This is a genomic window from Pseudomonas citronellolis (assembly GCF_001586155.1).
Classification (GTDB): Bacteria; Pseudomonadota; Gammaproteobacteria; order Pseudomonadales; family Pseudomonadaceae; genus Pseudomonas; species Pseudomonas citronellolis.
The window spans coordinates 4,668,231-4,684,789 of the sequence record NZ_CP014158.1 but is presented as its reverse complement, the minus strand read 5'-3'; the positions used below and the strand labels follow the sequence as shown (position 1 = coordinate 4,684,789).

General features: G+C 68.2%; 17 protein-coding genes. 11 read left to right on the top strand and 6 right to left on the bottom strand.

The window, feature by feature from the left end:
- Entirely contained in the window at nucleotides 1–426 is a 426-nt protein-coding gene (locus PcP3B5_RS20385) for a DUF6691 family protein (protein ID WP_061562281.1), read from the top strand.
- Nucleotides 427–496: 70 nt separating this feature from the next.
- Entirely contained in the window at nucleotides 497–859 is a 363-nt protein-coding gene (locus PcP3B5_RS20380; protein ID WP_009621770.1) for a YidH family protein, read from the top strand.
- Between the two features lie 205 nt (nucleotides 860–1,064).
- Here the strand turns inward: PcP3B5_RS20380 and PcP3B5_RS20375 are convergent, their stop codons facing one another.
- Nucleotides 1,065–1,493, bottom strand: a complete 429-nt coding sequence (locus PcP3B5_RS20375) for a TOBE domain-containing protein (RefSeq protein ID WP_043270708.1) — start codon at nucleotides 1,491–1,493, stop codon at nucleotides 1,065–1,067.
- A gap of 95 nt (nucleotides 1,494–1,588) precedes the next feature.
- Here PcP3B5_RS20375 and modA point away from each other — a divergent pair, with 95 nt between their 5' ends.
- Genes modA through modC form a run of 3 tightly spaced genes read left to right on the top strand, consistent with a single transcriptional unit; the run spans nucleotide 1,589 to nucleotide 4,127 of the window.
- Complete coding sequence (gene modA / locus PcP3B5_RS20370; protein ID WP_061562280.1) at nucleotides 1,589–2,344, top strand: molybdate ABC transporter substrate-binding protein; 756 nt, start codon at nucleotides 1,589–1,591, stop codon at nucleotides 2,342–2,344.
- A 12-nt stretch (nucleotides 2,345–2,356) separates the two neighbouring features.
- On the top strand, nucleotides 2,357–3,037 hold the full coding sequence (gene modB / locus PcP3B5_RS20365) for a molybdate ABC transporter permease subunit (RefSeq protein ID WP_043270704.1): 681 nt from the start codon (nucleotides 2,357–2,359) through the stop codon (nucleotides 3,035–3,037).
- Nucleotide 3,038: 1 nt separating this feature from the next.
- Nucleotides 3,039–4,127, top strand: coding sequence for a molybdenum ABC transporter ATP-binding protein (gene modC / locus PcP3B5_RS20360; RefSeq protein WP_061562279.1), 1,089 nt, complete (start codon nucleotides 3,039–3,041; stop codon nucleotides 4,125–4,127).
- 349 nt (nucleotides 4,128–4,476) lie between these two features.
- Here modC and PcP3B5_RS20355 read toward each other — a convergent pair whose 3' ends face one another.
- The 3 genes from PcP3B5_RS20355 to PcP3B5_RS20345 all read right to left on the bottom strand — a co-directional run bounded on the left by PcP3B5_RS20355 (nucleotide 4,477) and on the right by PcP3B5_RS20345 (nucleotide 7,911).
- Nucleotides 4,477–5,844 (bottom strand): OprD family porin, encoded by a 1,368-nt coding sequence (locus PcP3B5_RS20355; RefSeq protein ID WP_203228519.1) that lies wholly within the window; start codon nucleotides 5,842–5,844, stop codon nucleotides 4,477–4,479.
- A gap of 242 nt (nucleotides 5,845–6,086) precedes the next feature.
- A complete protein-coding gene (locus PcP3B5_RS20350; protein ID WP_009621779.1) occupies nucleotides 6,087–6,791 on the bottom strand; it encodes a 4'-phosphopantetheinyl transferase family protein in 705 nt (234 codons plus the stop codon).
- Nucleotides 6,792–7,116: 325 nt separating this feature from the next.
- Complete coding sequence (locus tag PcP3B5_RS20345; protein WP_061562277.1) at nucleotides 7,117–7,911, bottom strand: dienelactone hydrolase family protein; 795 nt, start codon at nucleotides 7,909–7,911, stop codon at nucleotides 7,117–7,119.
- Between the two features lie 159 nt (nucleotides 7,912–8,070).
- On the opposite strand from PcP3B5_RS20345, the gene PcP3B5_RS20340 reads away from it, so the two are divergent.
- The 5 genes from PcP3B5_RS20340 to PcP3B5_RS20320 all read left to right on the top strand — a co-directional run bounded on the left by PcP3B5_RS20340 (nucleotide 8,071) and on the right by PcP3B5_RS20320 (nucleotide 12,974).
- Nucleotides 8,071–8,742, top strand: a complete 672-nt coding sequence (locus tag PcP3B5_RS20340) for a polysaccharide lyase family 7 protein (RefSeq protein ID WP_009621781.1) — start codon at nucleotides 8,071–8,073, stop codon at nucleotides 8,740–8,742.
- Between the two features lie 11 nt (nucleotides 8,743–8,753).
- On the top strand, nucleotides 8,754–9,953 hold the full coding sequence (locus tag PcP3B5_RS20335; RefSeq protein WP_145923927.1) for a lytic murein transglycosylase: 1,200 nt from the start codon (nucleotides 8,754–8,756) through the stop codon (nucleotides 9,951–9,953).
- 347 nt (nucleotides 9,954–10,300) lie between these two features.
- Nucleotides 10,301–10,906: an outer membrane beta-barrel protein gene (locus PcP3B5_RS20330; protein WP_061562276.1), complete on the top strand. Its 606-nt coding sequence runs from the start codon at nucleotides 10,301–10,303 to the stop codon at nucleotides 10,904–10,906.
- A gap of 50 nt (nucleotides 10,907–10,956) precedes the next feature.
- A complete protein-coding gene (locus PcP3B5_RS20325) occupies nucleotides 10,957–11,634 on the top strand; it encodes a response regulator (RefSeq protein WP_061562275.1) in 678 nt (225 codons plus the stop codon).
- Nucleotides 11,631–12,974, top strand: coding sequence for an ATP-binding protein (locus tag PcP3B5_RS20320; RefSeq protein ID WP_024128601.1), 1,344 nt, complete (start codon nucleotides 11,631–11,633; stop codon nucleotides 12,972–12,974). The genes PcP3B5_RS20325 and PcP3B5_RS20320 overlap by 4 nt, the downstream gene beginning before the upstream one ends.
- A gap of 77 nt (nucleotides 12,975–13,051) precedes the next feature.
- Here PcP3B5_RS20320 and PcP3B5_RS20315 read toward each other — a convergent pair whose 3' ends face one another.
- Together PcP3B5_RS20315 and PcP3B5_RS20310 are read right to left on the bottom strand one after the other, a co-directional pair.
- Nucleotides 13,052–13,474: a hypothetical protein gene (locus tag PcP3B5_RS20315; protein ID WP_058490361.1), complete on the bottom strand. Its 423-nt coding sequence runs from the start codon at nucleotides 13,472–13,474 to the stop codon at nucleotides 13,052–13,054.
- Nucleotides 13,475–13,543: 69 nt separating this feature from the next.
- Nucleotides 13,544–14,545 (bottom strand): AraC family transcriptional regulator, encoded by a 1,002-nt coding sequence (locus PcP3B5_RS20310; protein WP_009616959.1) that lies wholly within the window; start codon nucleotides 14,543–14,545, stop codon nucleotides 13,544–13,546.
- A gap of 353 nt (nucleotides 14,546–14,898) precedes the next feature.
- On the opposite strand from PcP3B5_RS20310, the gene PcP3B5_RS20305 reads away from it, so the two are divergent.
- Entirely contained in the window at nucleotides 14,899–16,191 is a 1,293-nt protein-coding gene (locus PcP3B5_RS20305) for a dicarboxylate/amino acid:cation symporter (protein ID WP_043270686.1), read from the top strand.
- The last annotated feature ends 368 nt before the right edge of the window (nucleotides 16,192–16,559 follow it).

Here is a 16,559-nt window from a genome sequence, read left to right as displayed (position 1 = left end):
ATGGCCCGCCTGAGCGCTTTCCTCTGCGGCCTGCTGTTCGGCCTGGGCCTGCTGCTGGCCGGCATGGCCGACCCGGCCAAGGTGCTGGCCTTCCTCGACCTGGCCGGGGCCTGGGACCCGTCCCTGGCGCTGGTGATGGTCGGCGCCATCCTCACCGCCTCGCCGTTCTTCGGCCTGGCCCGCGGCAAGGCGCACGGCCTGCTCGGCGGCGCCATGCAACTGCCGACGCGGCGCGACCTGGACCGCCGCCTGGTGCTGGGCAGCCTGGTGTTCGGCGTCGGCTGGGGCATCGCCGGCATCTGCCCGGGGCCGGCGCTGGTCGGCCTGGGCGCCGGCCACTGGCAGGCGGCGCTGTTCGTGCTGGGGATGCTGGCCGGCATGGCGGCGTTCGAATGGCGGCAGCGGCGCAAGGGCGCGGGGGCATGAAGCCGTGCCTTAGACGCAGCGCCGCCCGCCGCCTACGCTACCCGGAGATTCCCCTGCGAACCGAGGCCCCATGTCCGACCTGAACGACCCCCGCGTCTTCTTCGCCGCCGAGCGCACCCTGCTGGCCTGGAACCGTACCGCCCTGGCGCTGATCGCCTTCGGCTTCGTGGTGGAGCGCACCGGCCTGCTGCTGCGCCTGATGCACGCGGGCCTGGAGACCGCGGCGGCGCTGCGCATGTCGTTCTGGGTGGGGCTGGGCTTCATCCTGCTCGGCTGCGTGGCGGCCTGCAGCTCGGCGCTGCAGTACCGCAACGTGGTGCGCGGGCTGAAGCCGGTGGAGATTCCCGAGGGCTACCGGGTCAACGCCGGGCCCTGGCTCAACCTGACGGTGGCCGGCCTGGGCCTGCTGCTGACGCTGTACCTGGCGTTGTAGCCTTGCGGAAAAATTGACCTTCAGGTCAATAAATGCAGAATGCTGGCGTGCCCATCGGCACCGACGCCCGTGGCCAAGCCCATGGCGTTGCCCTTAATGGGTATTGCTGCGGCGCGGGTATCGTTATGTAATTTTTGATATAACGATTCTCCGGCAGCGGGCCCCGGACAGACCGGGGCCCTCCAGCGTCGCGCCGTGGCATCCGTCAGGAAGGAACACCGAGAATCACATGGGAAGCCTTGATCACCGCCGTGGCCTTGACGCCGGCCGCCAGCCCCAGCTCGGCGACGGCGTCGCGGGTGACCACCGCCACCACTTCGCTGCCACCGCCAAGGTCCAGCACCACCTCGGCGTTCACCGCGCCGTCGGCCACCGACTTCACCGTGCCGGCCAGGCAGTTGCGCGCCGACAGGCGAATGCCCTCGGCATCGGTCATCAGCATCACCCAGGGCGCCTTGACCAGCGCCACCACGTCCTTGCCCTGGGCCAGGCCGAGGCTCTTCACGCTTTCCTCGGTGACGATGGCCACCAGGTCGTTGCCGCCGGGCAGTTGCACCACCACCTCGGCATTCACCGCGCCGTTGCGCAGTTGCTTGACCGTGCCGCGGAACACATTGCGCGCGCTGACTTTCATGTCTTTCTCTCCCGGGTTTCAGTGAGGTCAGGAAGGTATAGCAAAGCCGGCGGGCCCTTCGAAGCAGAACAACAGCCAACCACTGGAGCACATCGATGAAACACACATTCGCCCGCCTTTCCCTGGCCCTGGCGGCCTGCCTGGCCACCCACGCGGCGCTGGCCGACGAGGTGCAGGTCGCGGTCGCGGCCAACTTCACCGCGCCCATCCAGGCCATCGCCAAGGACTTCGAGAAGGACACCGGGCACAAGCTGGTGGCCTCCTTCGGCGCCACCGGGCAGTTCTACGCGCAGATCAAGAACGGCGCGCCCTTCGAGGTGTTCCTCGCCGCCGACGACAGCACCCCGGCCAAGCTGGAGCAGGAGAAGGCGGTGGTCCCCGGCTCGCGCTTCACCTACGCCATCGGCAAGCTGGCGCTGTGGTCGCCGAAGGAAGGCTACGTCGACGCCAAGGGCGAGGTCCTGAAGAAAGGCGGCTTCCAGCACCTGTCCATCGCCAACCCGAAGACCGCGCCCTACGGCCTGGCCGCCACCCAGGTGCTGGACAAGCTCGGCCTGAAGGACAAGCTGGCCGGCAGGATCGTCGAGGGCCAGAACATCGGCCAGGCCTACCAGTTCGTGTCCAGCGGCAACGCCGAGCTGGGCTTCGTGGCGTTGTCGCAGATCTACAAGGATGGCAAGGTGACGGCCGGTTCGGCCTGGATAGTCCCGGCCGACCTCTATGAGCCGATCCGCCAGGACGCGGTCATCCTCGAGAAAGGCAAGGACAACGCCGCGGCCAAGGCCCTGGTGGACTACCTGAAGGGGCCGAAGGCGGCGGCGGTGATCAAGGCCTACGGCTACGAGCTGTAAACAGGGAAAACGATGCACCTGACCGCGGCGGACCTCACGGCGATCCGGCTCACCCTTGAGCTGGCCACCGTCAGCACCCTGATCCTGTTGCTGCTGGGCACTCCCATCGCCTGGTGGCTGGCGCGCACCCGTTCGTGGCTCAAGGGCCCGCTGGGTGCGCTGGTGGCCCTGCCACTGGTGCTGCCGCCGACGGTCATCGGCTTCTACCTGCTGGTCACGCTGGGCCCCAATGGCCCGGTGGGCCAGCTCACCGACGCCCTCGGCTGGCAGCGCCTGCCGTTCAGCTTCGCCGGGCTGGTGGTGGGTTCGGTGATCTACTCGCTGCCCTTCGTGGTGCAGCCGCTGCAGAACGCCTTCGAGGCCATCGGCACGCGCCCGCTGGAGGCCGCGGCGACCTTGCGCGCCGGGCCCCTGGACACCTTCTTCAGCGTGGTCCTGCCGCTGGCACGGCCGGGCTTCGTCACCGCCGCCATCCTCGGCTTCGCCCATACCGTGGGCGAGTTCGGCGTGGTGCTGATGATCGGCGGCAACATCCCCGGCCAGACCCGCGTGGTCTCGGTGCAGATCTTCGACCACGTCGAGGCCATGGAGTACGCCCAGGCGCACTGGCTGGCCGGCGGCATGGTGGTGTTCTCCTTCTTCGTGCTGCTGGCGCTGTACTCCACGCGCCGCAGCCACTCGGCCTGGAACTGAGATGCCGGCAGACATCCAAGCACGCTTCCTGCTCGAATACCGCAGCTTCACCCTGGACGTCGACCTGCGCCTGCCGGGCCGCGGGGTGACCGCGCTGTTCGGCCATTCCGGCTCCGGCAAGACCACAGTGCTGCGCTGCGTGGCCGGCCTGGAAAGGCCGCGCGAGGCGCGCCTGGTGGTCAATGGCGAAACCTGGCAGGACAGCGCCCAGGGCCTGTTCCTGGCGCCGCACAAGCGCGCCATCGGCTACGTGTTCCAGGACGCCAACCTGTTCGAGCACCTGTCGGTGAAACGCAACCTGCGCTATGGCATGAAGCGCGTGCCGGCGCGCGAGCACCGCGTGGCCATGGACCAGGCCTGCGAGCTGCTGGGCATCGGCCACCTGCTCGAACGCATGCCGCGCCACCTGTCCGGCGGCGAGCGCCAGCGGGTGGGCATCGCCCGCGCGCTGCTGACCAGCCCGCGCCTGCTGCTGATGGACGAGCCGCTGGCGGCCCTGGACCTCAAGCGCAAGGCGGAAATCCTGCCGTACCTGGAACGCCTGCACGATGAGCTGGACATCCCCATCCTCTACGTCAGCCACTCGCCGGACGAAGTGGCGCGCCTGGCCGACCACCTGGTGCTGCTGGAAGCCGGCCGCGCGCTGGCCAGCGGCGCGGTGGGCGAGACCCTGGCGCGCACCGACCTGCCCACCTCGCTGCTGGAAGACGCCGGCGTGGTGATCGACGGCCAGGTGCTGGGCCACGACGCCGAATACGGCCTGCTCGACCTCGGCCTGCCCAACTGCGGCGAACGCATCCGCCTGGCCCACGGCCCGCTGCCGGTGGGCAAGGCGCTGCGCATCAAGGTGCAGGCCCGCGACGTCAGTCTGACTCTGCAGCGCCCGCAGCGCAGCAGCATCCTCAACCTGCTGCCGGCCACGGTGACCGAGCTGGCTCCCACGGATACGCCGGCGCATCTGCTGGTGCGGCTGGATGTGGGGGGGAATCCGTTGTTGGCGCGGATTACCCGGTATTCCTGCGAGCAACTGGGGTTGCGGGTGGGGGAGGGGGTGTGGGCGCAGGTGAAGTCGGTGGCGGTGTTGGCCTGAGGGCGGATGGCTTTATGGCTTTTCGTAGGAGCGAGCTTGCTCGCGAATGAGCCCCGCAGCGGAACCTGTTCGCGAGCAAGCTCGCTCCTACGAAGAGCATCCTGGCGCGGCCCGGTGGCTTTCGTGCCTTGGGTTGGCTCCGTTCCCTCTCCCCAGCCCTCTCCCTGAAGGGAGAGGGGGCCGTACGGTGCGAATTGGGAGTCAGGCTTCCGCCGGATGCATCAGGACTACTGCGGACCACCTCTTGGCAGAGGACAGTCCCCTCTCCCTTCAGGGAGAGGGTTAGGGAGAGGGGCTCTTGGCTCTGGGCTCTTGACCCTCAACCAACACCTCCCTCCAGACCCAAGACCTAGAACAACGGCAACGTATAACTCACGATCAACCGGTTCTCGTCCTGGTCCCGCTGCGTCGCCGTGCCCGAGCCGCTGACCGGCAGGCCGCTGCGCATGGTGGCGTTCTTCCAGGCCAGGCCCAGGCCCTTGAAGGTGCCTTCGGGTACCACGTAGCCCAGAGCGATGTCGCGCTCCCACTCGCCCTGGTCGCCGCGGCCGGTCCTGATGTCGTCGGCGTTGAGGTAGAGCACGCTGAAGGTCAGGCCCGGCACGCCGAGCTTGGCGAAGTCGTAGGCGTAGCGGCCGATCCAGGTGCGCTCGCCGGCGTGGTTGAACTTCAGCAGCTGGGCGTCGGTGTGCAGGTAGGTGCTGGTGCCTTCGCCGTCGCCGCGGTTCAGGTAGGGGAAGTCGCTGTCGCCGGTGAGCACCTGGTAGCCGGCGCCGATGCTGTGGCCGGCGAGGCTGTAGGTGAGCAGGCCGCTGTAGACGTTGTTGTCCACCTCGCCCTTGACCACGTTGTTGCCGTAATAGCCGCTGCTGACGTAGCCGTCCTTGCGGCCGGAGGCGCTGCCGTTCTTGCCGTCGGAATCGCTGATGAACACCCGCAGGTCGGTCTTCAGGGTGCCCGGGCCGACCGCCCAGTTGTGCGTCAGCCCGAGGAAGTGCTGCTGGTAGAAGTCGCTCAGCTGGCCGTAGTAGTACTGCAGCGTCAGGTCCTTGGTGGCCTTGTAGTCGCCGCCGGCGAAGTAGAACTTGTTGCTGTCGCGGGAGCTGGCGCTGCTGCCGTTGGCGCCGGCGATGGACATGCTGCGCCAGTCGGTGGAGTTGCGGCCCTTGGTATGGGTCAGCTGGCCGCCGATCAGCGTCAGGTCCTTGAACTCGTTGGAGGTGACCTGGCCGCCCTCGTAGGTCATCGGCAGCAGGCGCGCGTCGTTGTAGACCACCACCGGCAGCTTGGGCTGCAGGGTGCCGTAGCGGAACTCGGTCTTCGACACCCTGGCCTTGGCGGTCAGGCCCAGGCTGCTGAACTCGTCCACCGCGCTGCCGTCGCTCTCCAGCGGGAAGATGGTGCCGGGCTGGCGGTCGATGCCGCTCTTGCCGGACTTGCCGCCGCCGTCCAGGCGCAGGCCGAGCAGGCCCAGGGCGTCGACGCCGAAGCCGACGGTGCCCTCGGTGAAGCCGGAGGCGTAGTTGAGCATGAAGCCCTGGCCCCATTCTTCCTGCTTGCTGGGCGAGGCGGGGCCGTTGCGGTTGTCGGTGTTGATGTAGAAGTTGCGCAGGCCGAGGCTGGCCTTGCTGTCTTCGATGAACCCGCCGGCGCTGGCCTGCTGGGCGAGGATGCCCGTGGCGATCGCCAGGGCGAGGGTGGATCGCTTCATTGTCATGCTCCTTGGTCCGTTCTTTTTCTATGTATGTGGCCGGGGTGGCGCCGTCCGCGCCGGCCAGGGTAGCCGCGGCTGGCGTCCATCGCTATATGTTTTTGTATATAGCGATAGGCGCAAGACGTGATTGCCGTGACGATGACGCGGTCAGGCAACGGCTAGGCTCGGTCGCTGGACGCGGTGCATGAGGCCAAATTCTGACTTTCCAGTCAATGGCCGCGATGCCGCACCTTGGCGGCGGAGCGCTAGGCGACCGCCACCAGGCTCAGCAGGCGCCCGTCGAACAGCGCGTACTGCGCCTCCAGTTCGCGGCCGTGGTGCCATTCCGCGGACAGGTCGCAGAGCAGGCGCAGGCGCGCGCGGCCTTCGGCGTCCCAGGCCAGCAGTTCGGCGTCTTCGAAGTAGAAGCGCCGGCCCACCAGGGGGTAGAGGGCCTTGAACAGGCTTTCCTTGAGCGAGAAGGTCAGGGTCACGCCCAGGCCGACCTGCTCCGGCGCCAGACGTTCGCGCTCGGCGGGGGTGAGGATTTCCTCCAGCAGGCGGCTGGCGCGGGCGTCGTCCAGCAGCGTCTCGACGTCCAGGCCGAGGCTGCGCCAGGCGTCGCGGCGGGCCACCACGGCGGCGGCCCAGTCGTTGCCATGGGTGATGGAGCCGACCAGCCCGCCCGGCCAGATCGGCGCGCGGTCCGGCGCCAGGCCCGGCGCCTGCGGCAGGCCGGTCAGGCGCTGGATGCCGGCGCGGGCGCACAGGCGCCCGGCGAGGAACTCGGCGCGGCGCTTGGCCACCGCGCGGCCGATGTTCGGCGGCAGGTCCACGCCGTGGCGGCCGAAGGCCTGGGCGTCGAGCTTCTGCGGCTGGAAGCGGCAGCTGTGGAGCAGGGCGCCGGGCAGCGCCTGGGGCAGCGGCCAGTGCGCCTGGGGCGGGGTGAGGAAGTCGTCGGTGTCGGGCATGGCGGGGATTCTGCCCGGCCGCCGGACGCGGTGCCAGTGGATTCGCGTGGCGAGTGACCGCCCAGTCGCGTCCGGGCGGTCACGCAGCGTTTACATTCGCTTGCAAAGGCTTACCGAAGCGCTACGGATCGGCGGCCGGGGAATTTGCCACACTGCGCCTCGCGTTCCTTTGCTGGAACGCAGGTGAGGTTGTTGTCGGAGCCGCGTGCTCCGGCTTTTTCACAGATCGTGGCGGGAGCCCCTTTTCGGGCTCCCGTTTTTTTTTGCCCGGCCAAGCGCCAACACCCCCGTAGGATGGGTTGAGCGAAGCGATACCCATCGCCCTTCAGTCGGCCTTCTGCTGGAAGATGTCCTTGAGGAAGGCCTGCAGGTCGGCCCAGGACTTCTGGTCGGCGGCTTTGTCGTAGCCCACGTCGAGGCCGTGGCCCTTGTGCTTGTCGGCGTCGGGGTTGGTGAAGCTGTGCTTGGCGTTGGGCTGGACGACGAACCTGTAGTCCACCTTGGCGGCGTCCATCTCCTGCTTGAAGGCGGCCACGCTGTCGGCCGGCACCAGGGTGTCGGCGCCGCCGTGCTCCACCAGCACCTTGGCGGTGACCGCGCCCGGCTGCGCCGGGGTGGCGGTGGCCAGCACCCCGTGGAAGCTGGCCACGCCCAGTAGCGGCAGGCCCTGGCGGGCCATGTCCAGCACCACCTTGCCGCCGAAGCAGTAGCCGATGGCGGCGATCTTGGTCGGGTCGGTCTGCGGCTGTTTCTTCAGCAGGTCCAGGCCGGCCTGGAAGCGCGCCTTGGCGGCGTCGGCATTCTTCAATGCTTCCTGCATGAAGGCCTGGGCCTGCTCGGGGTGCTCGGCCACCTTGCCCTCGCCGTACATGTCGATGGACAGCGCCGCGTAGCCCAGCGCGGCGAGGTCGCGGGCGCGGCGCTTGGCGTAGTCGTTCAGGCCCCACCATTCGTGGACCACGATGATCCCCGGGCGGATGCCGGCCTGGGCGTCGTCGTAGGCGAAGTAGCCGACCAGCTTGGTGCCGTCGGTGGCCTGGTAGGGGATTTCCTGGGTCTTGACCTCCGCCTGGGCGGCGAAGCCCAGGCCGAGCAGCAGCAGGGTGGCGAGCAGGCGCATGGGCGTTTTCTCCAGAGGGTGGACTGAAAAAGATAGCCGGTTGTGCGGCGGAGGTCGGATTTTGCCGGCGCAACCGCTCAAGCCCGCGGCATGGCGTGAAAGCCGCGGCGCCATCGGCTACCCTTGCCGGGCCAGTCAGCCGTGCGGGACCCACAACGGATGTTCGACCTCAGTACCTGGAACCTCACCCTTCCCGAAGGCCGCCCGGCCAGGACCATTTCCACCCCGGCGCTGCAGCGCGACTACCAGAGCCCGTATTTCCACCGCAGCGCCGACGGCGTGGAGTTCTGGGTGCCGGTGAACGGCAGCCACACGCGCAACAGCGAGTTCCCGCGCACCGAACTGCGCGAGACGCGCAGCGACGGCTCGCCCTACACCTGGCGCTATCCCAACGTCGACAGCCTGCTGCGCGCCACCCTGCACGTGGACGCGGTGCCCTCCATGCGGCGCATGGTGATCGGCCAGATCCACAGCGACGGCGCCGGCAGCGGGGACGCCGCGCCGCTGCTGAAGCTGGTCTACCAGCTGCGCCTGGACCAGGGCCGGGTGCTGGCGCAGATCCGCGAGCGCCCGGGCGATGCCACCGCCATCACCTACACGGTGCTGGACGGCATCCCCCTGGGGCGGGAGTTCGACTACCGCATCGGCGTGTCGCGCACGGGCGTGCTGAGCATCGAGGTCAACGACCAGCGCCTGGTCCGCCAGCTCGACCCGCAGTGGGCGCGCCAGGGCCTGTACTTCAAGGCGGGGCTGTACCTGCAGGATAATCGCGGCCCCGCCAGCGAAGGCGGGCGGGCGACCTTCAGCGCCCTGTCGATCATGCACCGTTGAGGAATTGCCCCATGCTGCCTTCGCGAATCCTCCCGGCCCTGCTGCTCGCCGCCGGCCTGTCCCAGGCCCCGGGCGCCGTGGCCGACGAGTTCTCCGCCTGCCTCGCGCGCCTGCAACCGCAGGCCGCCGCCAAGGGCGTGAGCGCCGCGGCCTACCAGCGCTACACCGGCGGCCTTGCGGCCGACCTCAGCGTGCTGGACCTGCTCAATGCCCAGCCGGAATTCGTCACCCCGCTGTGGGACTACCTGGCCGGGCTGGTGGACGAACAGCGCGTCGCCGACGGCAAGGCCATGCTGGCGCAGCATGCCGAGCTGTTCGAGCGCGTCGCCCGCCAGTACCGGGTGGACAAGTACACGGTGGCGGCGGTGTGGGGCGTGGAGAGCGACTTCGGCCGCATCACCGGCAAGCGTCCGCTGCTGGTCTCGCTGGGCACGCTGTCGTGCTACGGGCGGCGCCAGGCGTTCTTCCAGGGCGAGTTCTTCGCCACCCTCAAGCTGTTGCAGCAGGGCGACCTGCGCGATCCGGCCATCACCGGCTCCTGGGCCGGCGCCTTCGGCCAGACGCAGTTCATGCCCAGCACCTACGCGCGCATCGCCGAGGACTTCGACGGCGACGGCCACCGCGACCTGGTGGGCAGCGTGCCCGATGCCCTGGCCTCCACCGCCAACTACCTGCGCAAGGCCGGCTGGGTGCCGGGCGCGGCCTGGGGCTACGAGGTGAAGCTGCCGGCGAACTTCGCCGAGTCCCTGGCCGGGCGCACCAAGCGGCGCACGGTGGCGGACTGGCAGGCCCTGGGCGTGAAGCGCATCGACGGCGGGCCGCTGCCGGCCGGCGACGCCCGCGCCGCCATCCTGCTGCCCACCGGCAAGGCCGGCCCGGCCTTCCTGGTGCTGCGCAACTACGACGCGATCTATTCGTACAACGCGGCGGAAAGCTACGCGCTGGCCATCGCCCTGCTGTCCGACCGCCTGCGCGGCGAGCCGGGCCTGCGCACCCCCTGGCCGACCGACGACCCCGGCCTGAGCCGCGCCCAGCGCAAGGAGCTGCAGCGACTGCTGCTGGCCCGCGGCCACGCCATCGGCGAGCCGGACGGGCTGATCGGCGACAACACCCGCCGCGCCATCCAGGCCGAGCAGCAGCGCCTGGGCCTGCAACCGGCCGATGGCCGCGCCGGGCAGAAGATCCTCAAGGCCCTGCAGGCCGCGCATTGAACCGTAGGGCGAATAACCGTTCGCGGTTATCCGCCGATACACCGAGGCCATGGCCAACCCCCAGGTCAACCCCGGAGCCGCCGGGAATCAAGGTCAAACGGCGGATAACGCCGTAGGCGTTATGCGCCCTACGGGTTGCCCCGTGTCGCCGTAGGATGGTGTTGAGCGAAGCGATACCCATCATCGCGGCCATAGGGGTTCGCAAGGCTCAACCCATCCCACGGGGCCAAGGCACCGCGAGCCTTCCGTTCAGGCCAGGTTCAGCGGCGCGTCAGGCTGCGTTCAGTGGCCGCCCCTTAACCTGCACTCCGTCAACCCCTTACCCACATCCTTGACGGAGAAACACCATGAACCTGCTGCAGAAGCTCACCCTCGCCACCGCCATCCTCGGCGCCTCGGTCGGCGTCGCCCAGGCCTCGGAAAACTTCGCCGGCCTGACCTGGGGCGAAACCAGCAACAACATCCAGAAATCCCACGCGCTGAACCGCAATCTCAACGATCCGAAACTCGACAGCGTGATCAACAACAGCAGCACCTGGGGCGTGCGCGCCGGCCAGCAGAACGACACCGGCCGCTACTACGCCACCTACGAGAACACCTCCGACACCTACCGCGGCCTGAAGCTGCGCCAGCAGAACCTGCTCGGCAGCTACGACGCCTTCCTGCCGCTCAACGATCAGGGCACCAAGCTGTTCGGCGGCGGCACCCTGGGCCTGACCAAGCTGGAGCAGGACTCCCGCGGCTACAGCCGTGACAGCGACATCGGCTACGCCATCGGCGCCCAGGCCGGTATCCTCCAGGACATCGGCCGGAACGCCTCGCTGGAAGGCGGCTATCGTTACCTGCGTACCAACGCCAGCACGGAAATGAGCCCGCACGGCGGCGACAAGGTCGGCTCGCTGGACCTGCACAGCAGCGCGCAGCTCTACCTGGGCGCCAACTACCGGTTCTGACTGGCAGGGGGCCGGGCCCGCGGCCCGGCCCCGCATAAGGAGGAAGTCCCATGAAACTACTGGTGGTGGAGGACGAGGCGCTGTTGCGTCATCACCTGTACACCCGCCTCGGCGAACAGGGCCACGTGGTCGACGCCGTGGGCAACGCCGAAGAGGCCCTGTACCGGGCCCACGAATACCATCACGACCTGGCGATCATCGACCTCGGCCTGCCGGGCATGAGCGGCCTGGACCTGATCCGCGAGTTCCGCAGCCAGGGCAAGGCCTTCCCGATCCTCATCCTCACCGCCCGCGGCAACTGGCAGGACAAGGTCGAGGGCCTGGCCGCCGGCGCCGACGACTACGTGGTCAAGCCGTTCCAGTTCGAGGAACTGGAAGCGCGCCTGAACGCCCTGCTGCGCCGCTCCAGCGGCTTCGTCCAGGCCACCATCGAGGCCGGCCCGCTGCTGCTCGACCTGAACCGCAAGCAGGCCACGGTGGCCGGCCAGACCCTGGGCCTGACCGCCTTCGAGTACCGCATCCTCGAATACCTCATGCGCCACCACCAGCAGGTGGTGAGCAAGGAGCGGCTGATCGAGCAACTCTACCCGGACGACGACGAGCGCGACCCCAACGTCATCGAGGTGCTGGTCGGCCGCCTGCGGCGCAAGCTGGAGAGCCACGAGGGCTTCCGCCCGATCGACACCGTGCGCGGCCAGGGCTACCTGTTCACCGAGCGTTGCCGCTGATGCGCTCGCTGCGCCTGCGCCTGATGCTCGGGGCCGCGGCCCTGGCGATCCTCTTCATGCTGGCCCTGCTGCCGGCGTTGCAGCGGGCGTTCAGCATCGCCCTGGTGAACGCCATCCAGCAGCGCCTGGCCTCGGATGTCGCCACCCTGGTGTCGTCCGCGCGCATCGACGGCGACCGCCTGAGCATGCCGGAGCACCTGGCGGTGGAGGACTTCAACCTGCCGGAGTCCAAGCTGCTGGGCTACATCTACGACCGCGAGGGGCGGATGGTCTGGCGCTCCACCTCGACCCAGGACGAGAGCGTGCAGTACGTGCCGCTCTACGACGGCGAGCCCGATGTGTTCACCCGCGCCCGCGACGACCACGGCAACGAATTCTTCGTCTACGACGTGGAGATCGACCTGGTGGGCGGCAAGCAGGCCGCCTACAGCATCGTCACCATGCAGCCGGTGAGCGCCTTCCGCGAGCTGGTGCACGGCTTCCGCGAGCAGCTGTACATCTGGCTCGGCGGCGCGCTGCTGCTGTTGCTCGGGCTGCTCTGGCTCGGCCTGGGCTGGGGCTTCCGCTCCATGCGCGGAATACGCGAGGAGCTGGACCAGATCGAGGCTGGCGAGCGCGAACGCCTGAGCGACGAACACCCCAGCGAGATGCTGCGCCTGACCGACTCGCTGAACCGCCTGCTGGACGGCGAGCGCAGCCAGCGCGAGCGTTACCGCAACTCCCTGGCGGACCTTGCGCACAGCCTGAAGACGCCGCTGGCGGTGCTGCAAGGGGTGAGCGAAAACCTCGCCGACGAGCCGCGCAACCGCGAGCAGGTGCAGGTGCTGCAGAGCCAGATCGAGCGCATGAGCCAGCAGATCGGCTACCAGTTGCAGCGCGCCAGCCTGCGCAAGAGCGGCCTGGTGCGCCACCGCGTGCAGCTCGGCCCGCTGCTGGACACCCTGGCCGGCGCGCTGGACAAGGTCTACCGCGACAAGCGGGTGATCCTCGAACGCGACTTCCCTGAGCACCTGAGCCTGCCGCTGGAGCAGGGCGCGCTGCTGGAACTGCTCGGCAACCTGCTGGAGAACGCCTACCGCCTGTGCCTGGCCCGCGTGCGCATCAGCGCCCGCCAGCAGGACGGCGGCTACGAACTGCGGGTGGAAGACGACGGCCCGGGCATCCCCCCGGACCAGCGCCAGCGCATCCTCCAGCGCGGCGAGCGGCTGGACACCCAGCACCCGGGGCAGGGCATAGGCACGGCGGTGGTGATGGACATCCTCGACAGCTACGGCGGCAGCCTGGCGCTGGACGACTCCGAACTGGGCGGCGCCTGCTTCCGCATCCGTTTGCCGGGGTAGAGGCGGCGAAAGGCACGCAGGGCGCGCTTCTGCATCGGTGCTTGCCAGGAACCGTAGGCGTCATGCGCACTTACGAATCAGGTCTGCGCCAGGTGCTTCAAGCGGTGATAGCGGATACAGCCGAGCAAACCCTGGGCGAACAGGTAGGTGAAGAGTGCCGCGATCAGCGCCGTCAGTGTCATCCGCCCCAGAAAGGCCACCAGGAACAGGGTGCAGAGCTGGTACATCAGCAGCAGCGCCGCGCAGACACGGCTCTTGCGATAGACGCCGAGTGCGAGCGCTAGCAGCACGGCTGCGCTGATGCCGGTGGCCTGGATGAGCAGGTGGGGCAATCCACCCCGGCTCAACCCGTGGACCACCACCATGGCGGCCAATGCGCTGCCGATGCAAGCGCCGATCCAGGCCTGGGAGATGTGCAGCTCGGCCATGCGCAGAGCCTTGTTGGCGGATTCCTGTTCGTGCACCGTGGCCTTCGGCTGGACGTAGGGATTTTCTTCCATCGCTTGCGTACCTTCCTTGGTGAGTAGTCGCGCAATGCTAGCGCCTCTCCCGCCATTTCACTAGCGACATCACTCCCCCTGCCGCGCCCGGTACGCCCCCGGCGTCAGCCCGGTCCATTTCTTGAACGCGCGGTGGAACGCCGAGGGCTCGGAGAAGCCGAGCTGGTCGGCGATGTCCTGGATCGACAGTTCGTCGCGGCCCAGGTGGTAGATGGCCAGGTCGCGGCGCAGCTGGTCCTTGAGTTCCTGGAAGTTCGGGCCTTCCTCGCGCAGGTGGCGGCGCAGCGTCTGCGGGCTCATGTGCAACTGCTGCGCCACGCTTTCCAGGTCCGGCCAGCGCCGGCAGTCGCGGCCGAGCAGGCGGCGGATCTGGCTGGTCAGGCTGTCGCCGCCGTCCGGGCGGGCCAGCAGGTCGGCCGGGGAGTCCTTGAGGAAGTGCTTGAGGCTGCGCTCGTCCTGCAGCAGGGGCATGTCCAGGTAGCGCGCGTGGAAGCTCAGCCCGGTGCTGTCGGCGGCGAAGCGCCGCGGGCAGGGGAACAGCAGGTCGTACTCGGCGGCGTGGGCCGGCTCGGGATAGGCGAAGCGGGCTTCGTCCAGGCGGATGCGTTGGCCGATCAGCCAACTGCCCAGGCGATGCCAGATCACCAGCAGGCTCTCGGTGAGGAAGTGTTCCGGGTCCTGCAGCGCGCTGTGGTCGATGACCAGTTCGGCGCGCTCGCCGTCGCGGCGCAGCTCGATGCGCGGCGCGGCGGGGAACAGGTCGTAGAAGAGCGCGCCGCGGCCCAGGGCCTTCTCCAGGGTGCGGCACTGGATGATGGCGTGGCACATCATGGCGAAGGTGCCGCGCTTGCTGCGCACCTCGCCGAAGCCCATGTACTCGTCGTCGAGGTCTTCCCAGACCAGCTGGATCAGCCGGCCGAACTGCTCCGGCGAGACCCGCGCCCGCGGCTCTTCGAGCAAGGCCGGCTGGATGCCGGCGGCGCGCAGCAGCGGCAGGGGGTCGTGACCCTGCTGGCGGGCGCCGCGCAGGGCGGCGCGGACGAAATGGCTGGCGATGGTGCGTTCACGCATGGGTTTTCCTTGTTCTGCTGCGTGTGTGCCGGCTACCGGTGCGTGGCAGCCGCGCGAACAAATCTAAGCCACGACGGGCCCTGGCGGATACCCGCCAAGTGGCGGGAAACCCGCCGCGGGCTTGGCGGGTTTCCGCCATCGATCGGCCCGCATGTCGCTTTGGTGTTTTTGTAAGATATTGAAAATAAAGTAAAAATATAAAGATGGCGATTTGGCACAGGGCTTGCCAATAGGGTTCAAGGCCTGCCGACGGGCAGGACGAAAACAAATTCTCCCACTGAAGGGAGATAACGCTTCGGGCAACGCGCCGCCGCCAGGAAGGCGGGCCGCCAGCTCAAGAGGACCCTGCCGCAATGACCAAGCAACCCTTCTACAAGAGCCTGTACGTGCAGGTGCTGATCGCCATCGCCATCGGCATCGCCCTGGGCCACTACTATCCGCAGACCGCCGTGCTGATGAAGCCCCTGGGCGACGGCTTCGTCAAACTGATCAAGATGGCCATCGCGCCGATCATCTTCTGCACCGTGGTCACCGGCATCGCCGGCATGCAGAGCATGAAGGCTGTAGGCAAGACCGGCGGCATGGCCCTGCTGTACTTCGAGATCGTCTCGACCATCGCGCTGATCATCGGCCTGGTGGTGGTCAACGTGGTCCAGCCCGGCGCCGGCATGCACGTCGACCCGGCCAGCCTGGATACCAGCAAGATCGCCGCCTACGCGGCCGCCGGCGCGAAGCAGAGCACCGTCGACTTCCTGATGAACATCATCCCCAACACCGTAGTCGGCGCCTTCGCCAACGGTGACATCCTGCAGGTGCTGTTCTTCTCCGTGCTGTTCGGCTACGCGCTGCACCGCCTGGGCAGCTACGGCCAGCCGATCTTCCAGTTCATCGAGCGCTTCACCCAGGTGATGTTCAACATCATCAACGTGATCATGAAGGTCGCTCCCATCGGTGCCTTCGGCGCCATGGCCTTCACCATCGGCGCCTACGGCGTGGGTTCGCTGGTGCAGCTGGGCCAGCTGATGGCCTGCTTCTACATCACCTGCCTGCTGTTCGTGCTCATCGTCCTGGGCGGCATCGCCCGCGCCCACGGCTTCAACATCCTGAAGTTCATCAAGTACATCCGCGAGGAGCTGCTGATCGTTCTCGGCACTTCCTCGTCGGAGTCCGCGCTGCCGCGGATGATCGCCAAGATGGAGAAGCTGGGCTGCGACAAGAGCGTGGTCGGCCTGGTGATCCCCACCGGCTACTCGTTCAACCTCGACGGCACCTCGATCTACCTGACCATGGCCGCGGTATTCATCGCCCAGGCCACCGACACCCCGATGGACATCACTCACCAGCTGACCCTGCTGCTGGTGCTGCTGATCGCCTCCAAGGGCGCGGCGGGCGTCACCGGTTCGGGCTTCATCGTCCTGGCCGCCACCCTGTCCGCCGTGGGCCACCTGCCGGTCGCCGGCCTGGCGCTGATCCTCGGCATCGACCGCTTCATGTCCGAGGCCCGCGCGCTGACCAACCTGGTGGGCAACGGCGTGGCCACCGTGGTGGTTGCCAAGTGGTGCAAGCAGCTGGACTCCGCGCAGCTGGACCGCGAACTGGCCGCCGGCCCGTCGGCGCTGGAAGCCAAGGAGGCCCAGGCCGCCTGATACCTCCCGGTTCTCCGGTTGGGCGCGGCGACGTGAAGCGCCGCGCCTCCTTCAAGCCCGCCCCCGCAGCGGGCTTTTTTATGGGCGGGGAGATTGTAGGAGCGAGGGGGACGCCTAGTTCTTGCTCGCGAACGAGGTTTACCGGTGGCTGTCGTGTTTCAGGTTGACTCCGTCCCCTCTCCCCAACCCTCTCCCTGAAGGGAGAGGGAGCTGTCCGTGCCGAGAAAGGATTTGGTGTCGGCCGGCAACTCTGGAGCTGCCGGCTGACTCTGGAAAGCCCAACTGCTCCGAACGGCCCCTCTTCCTTCAGGGAGAGGGAAAGGAGTCACCCCAAAGTCTCTGGGCTCCCGCGTTCGCGCACTGCTGTC

Excerpts from the sequence above, each read along its gene's own strand:
- PcP3B5_RS20335 (WP_145923927.1), top strand. The coding sequence starts at position 8,754 with ATGCTGCCTTCGCGAATCCTCCCGGCCCTGCTGCTCGCCGCCGGCCTG.
- PcP3B5_RS20350 (WP_009621779.1), bottom strand. The coding sequence starts at position 6,791 with ATGCCCGACACCGACGACTTCCTCACCCCGCCCCAGGCGCACTGGCCG.
- PcP3B5_RS20310 (WP_009616959.1), bottom strand. The coding sequence starts at position 14,545 with ATGCGTGAACGCACCATCGCCAGCCATTTCGTCCGCGCCGCCCTGCGC.
- PcP3B5_RS20325 (WP_061562275.1), top strand. The coding sequence starts at position 10,957 with ATGAAACTACTGGTGGTGGAGGACGAGGCGCTGTTGCGTCATCACCTG.
- PcP3B5_RS20385 (WP_061562281.1), top strand. The coding sequence starts at position 1 with ATGGCCCGCCTGAGCGCTTTCCTCTGCGGCCTGCTGTTCGGCCTGGGC.
- PcP3B5_RS20355 (WP_203228519.1), bottom strand. The coding sequence starts at position 5,844 with ATGACAATGAAGCGATCCACCCTCGCCCTGGCGATCGCCACGGGCATC.
- PcP3B5_RS20340 (WP_009621781.1), top strand. The coding sequence starts at position 8,071 with ATGTTCGACCTCAGTACCTGGAACCTCACCCTTCCCGAAGGCCGCCCG.
- modA (WP_061562280.1), top strand. The coding sequence starts at position 1,589 with ATGAAACACACATTCGCCCGCCTTTCCCTGGCCCTGGCGGCCTGCCTG.
- PcP3B5_RS20330 (WP_061562276.1), top strand. The coding sequence starts at position 10,301 with ATGAACCTGCTGCAGAAGCTCACCCTCGCCACCGCCATCCTCGGCGCC.
- PcP3B5_RS20315 (WP_058490361.1), bottom strand. The coding sequence starts at position 13,474 with ATGGAAGAAAATCCCTACGTCCAGCCGAAGGCCACGGTGCACGAACAG.
- PcP3B5_RS20380 (WP_009621770.1), top strand. The coding sequence starts at position 497 with ATGTCCGACCTGAACGACCCCCGCGTCTTCTTCGCCGCCGAGCGCACC.
- PcP3B5_RS20375 (WP_043270708.1), bottom strand. The coding sequence starts at position 1,493 with ATGAAAGTCAGCGCGCGCAATGTGTTCCGCGGCACGGTCAAGCAACTG.
- PcP3B5_RS20345 (WP_061562277.1), bottom strand. The coding sequence starts at position 7,911 with ATGCGCCTGCTCGCCACCCTGCTGCTGCTCGGCCTGGGCTTCGCCGCC.
- modC (WP_061562279.1), top strand. The coding sequence starts at position 3,039 with ATGCCGGCAGACATCCAAGCACGCTTCCTGCTCGAATACCGCAGCTTC.
- modB (WP_043270704.1), top strand. The coding sequence starts at position 2,357 with ATGCACCTGACCGCGGCGGACCTCACGGCGATCCGGCTCACCCTTGAG.
- PcP3B5_RS20305 (WP_043270686.1), top strand. The coding sequence starts at position 14,899 with ATGACCAAGCAACCCTTCTACAAGAGCCTGTACGTGCAGGTGCTGATC.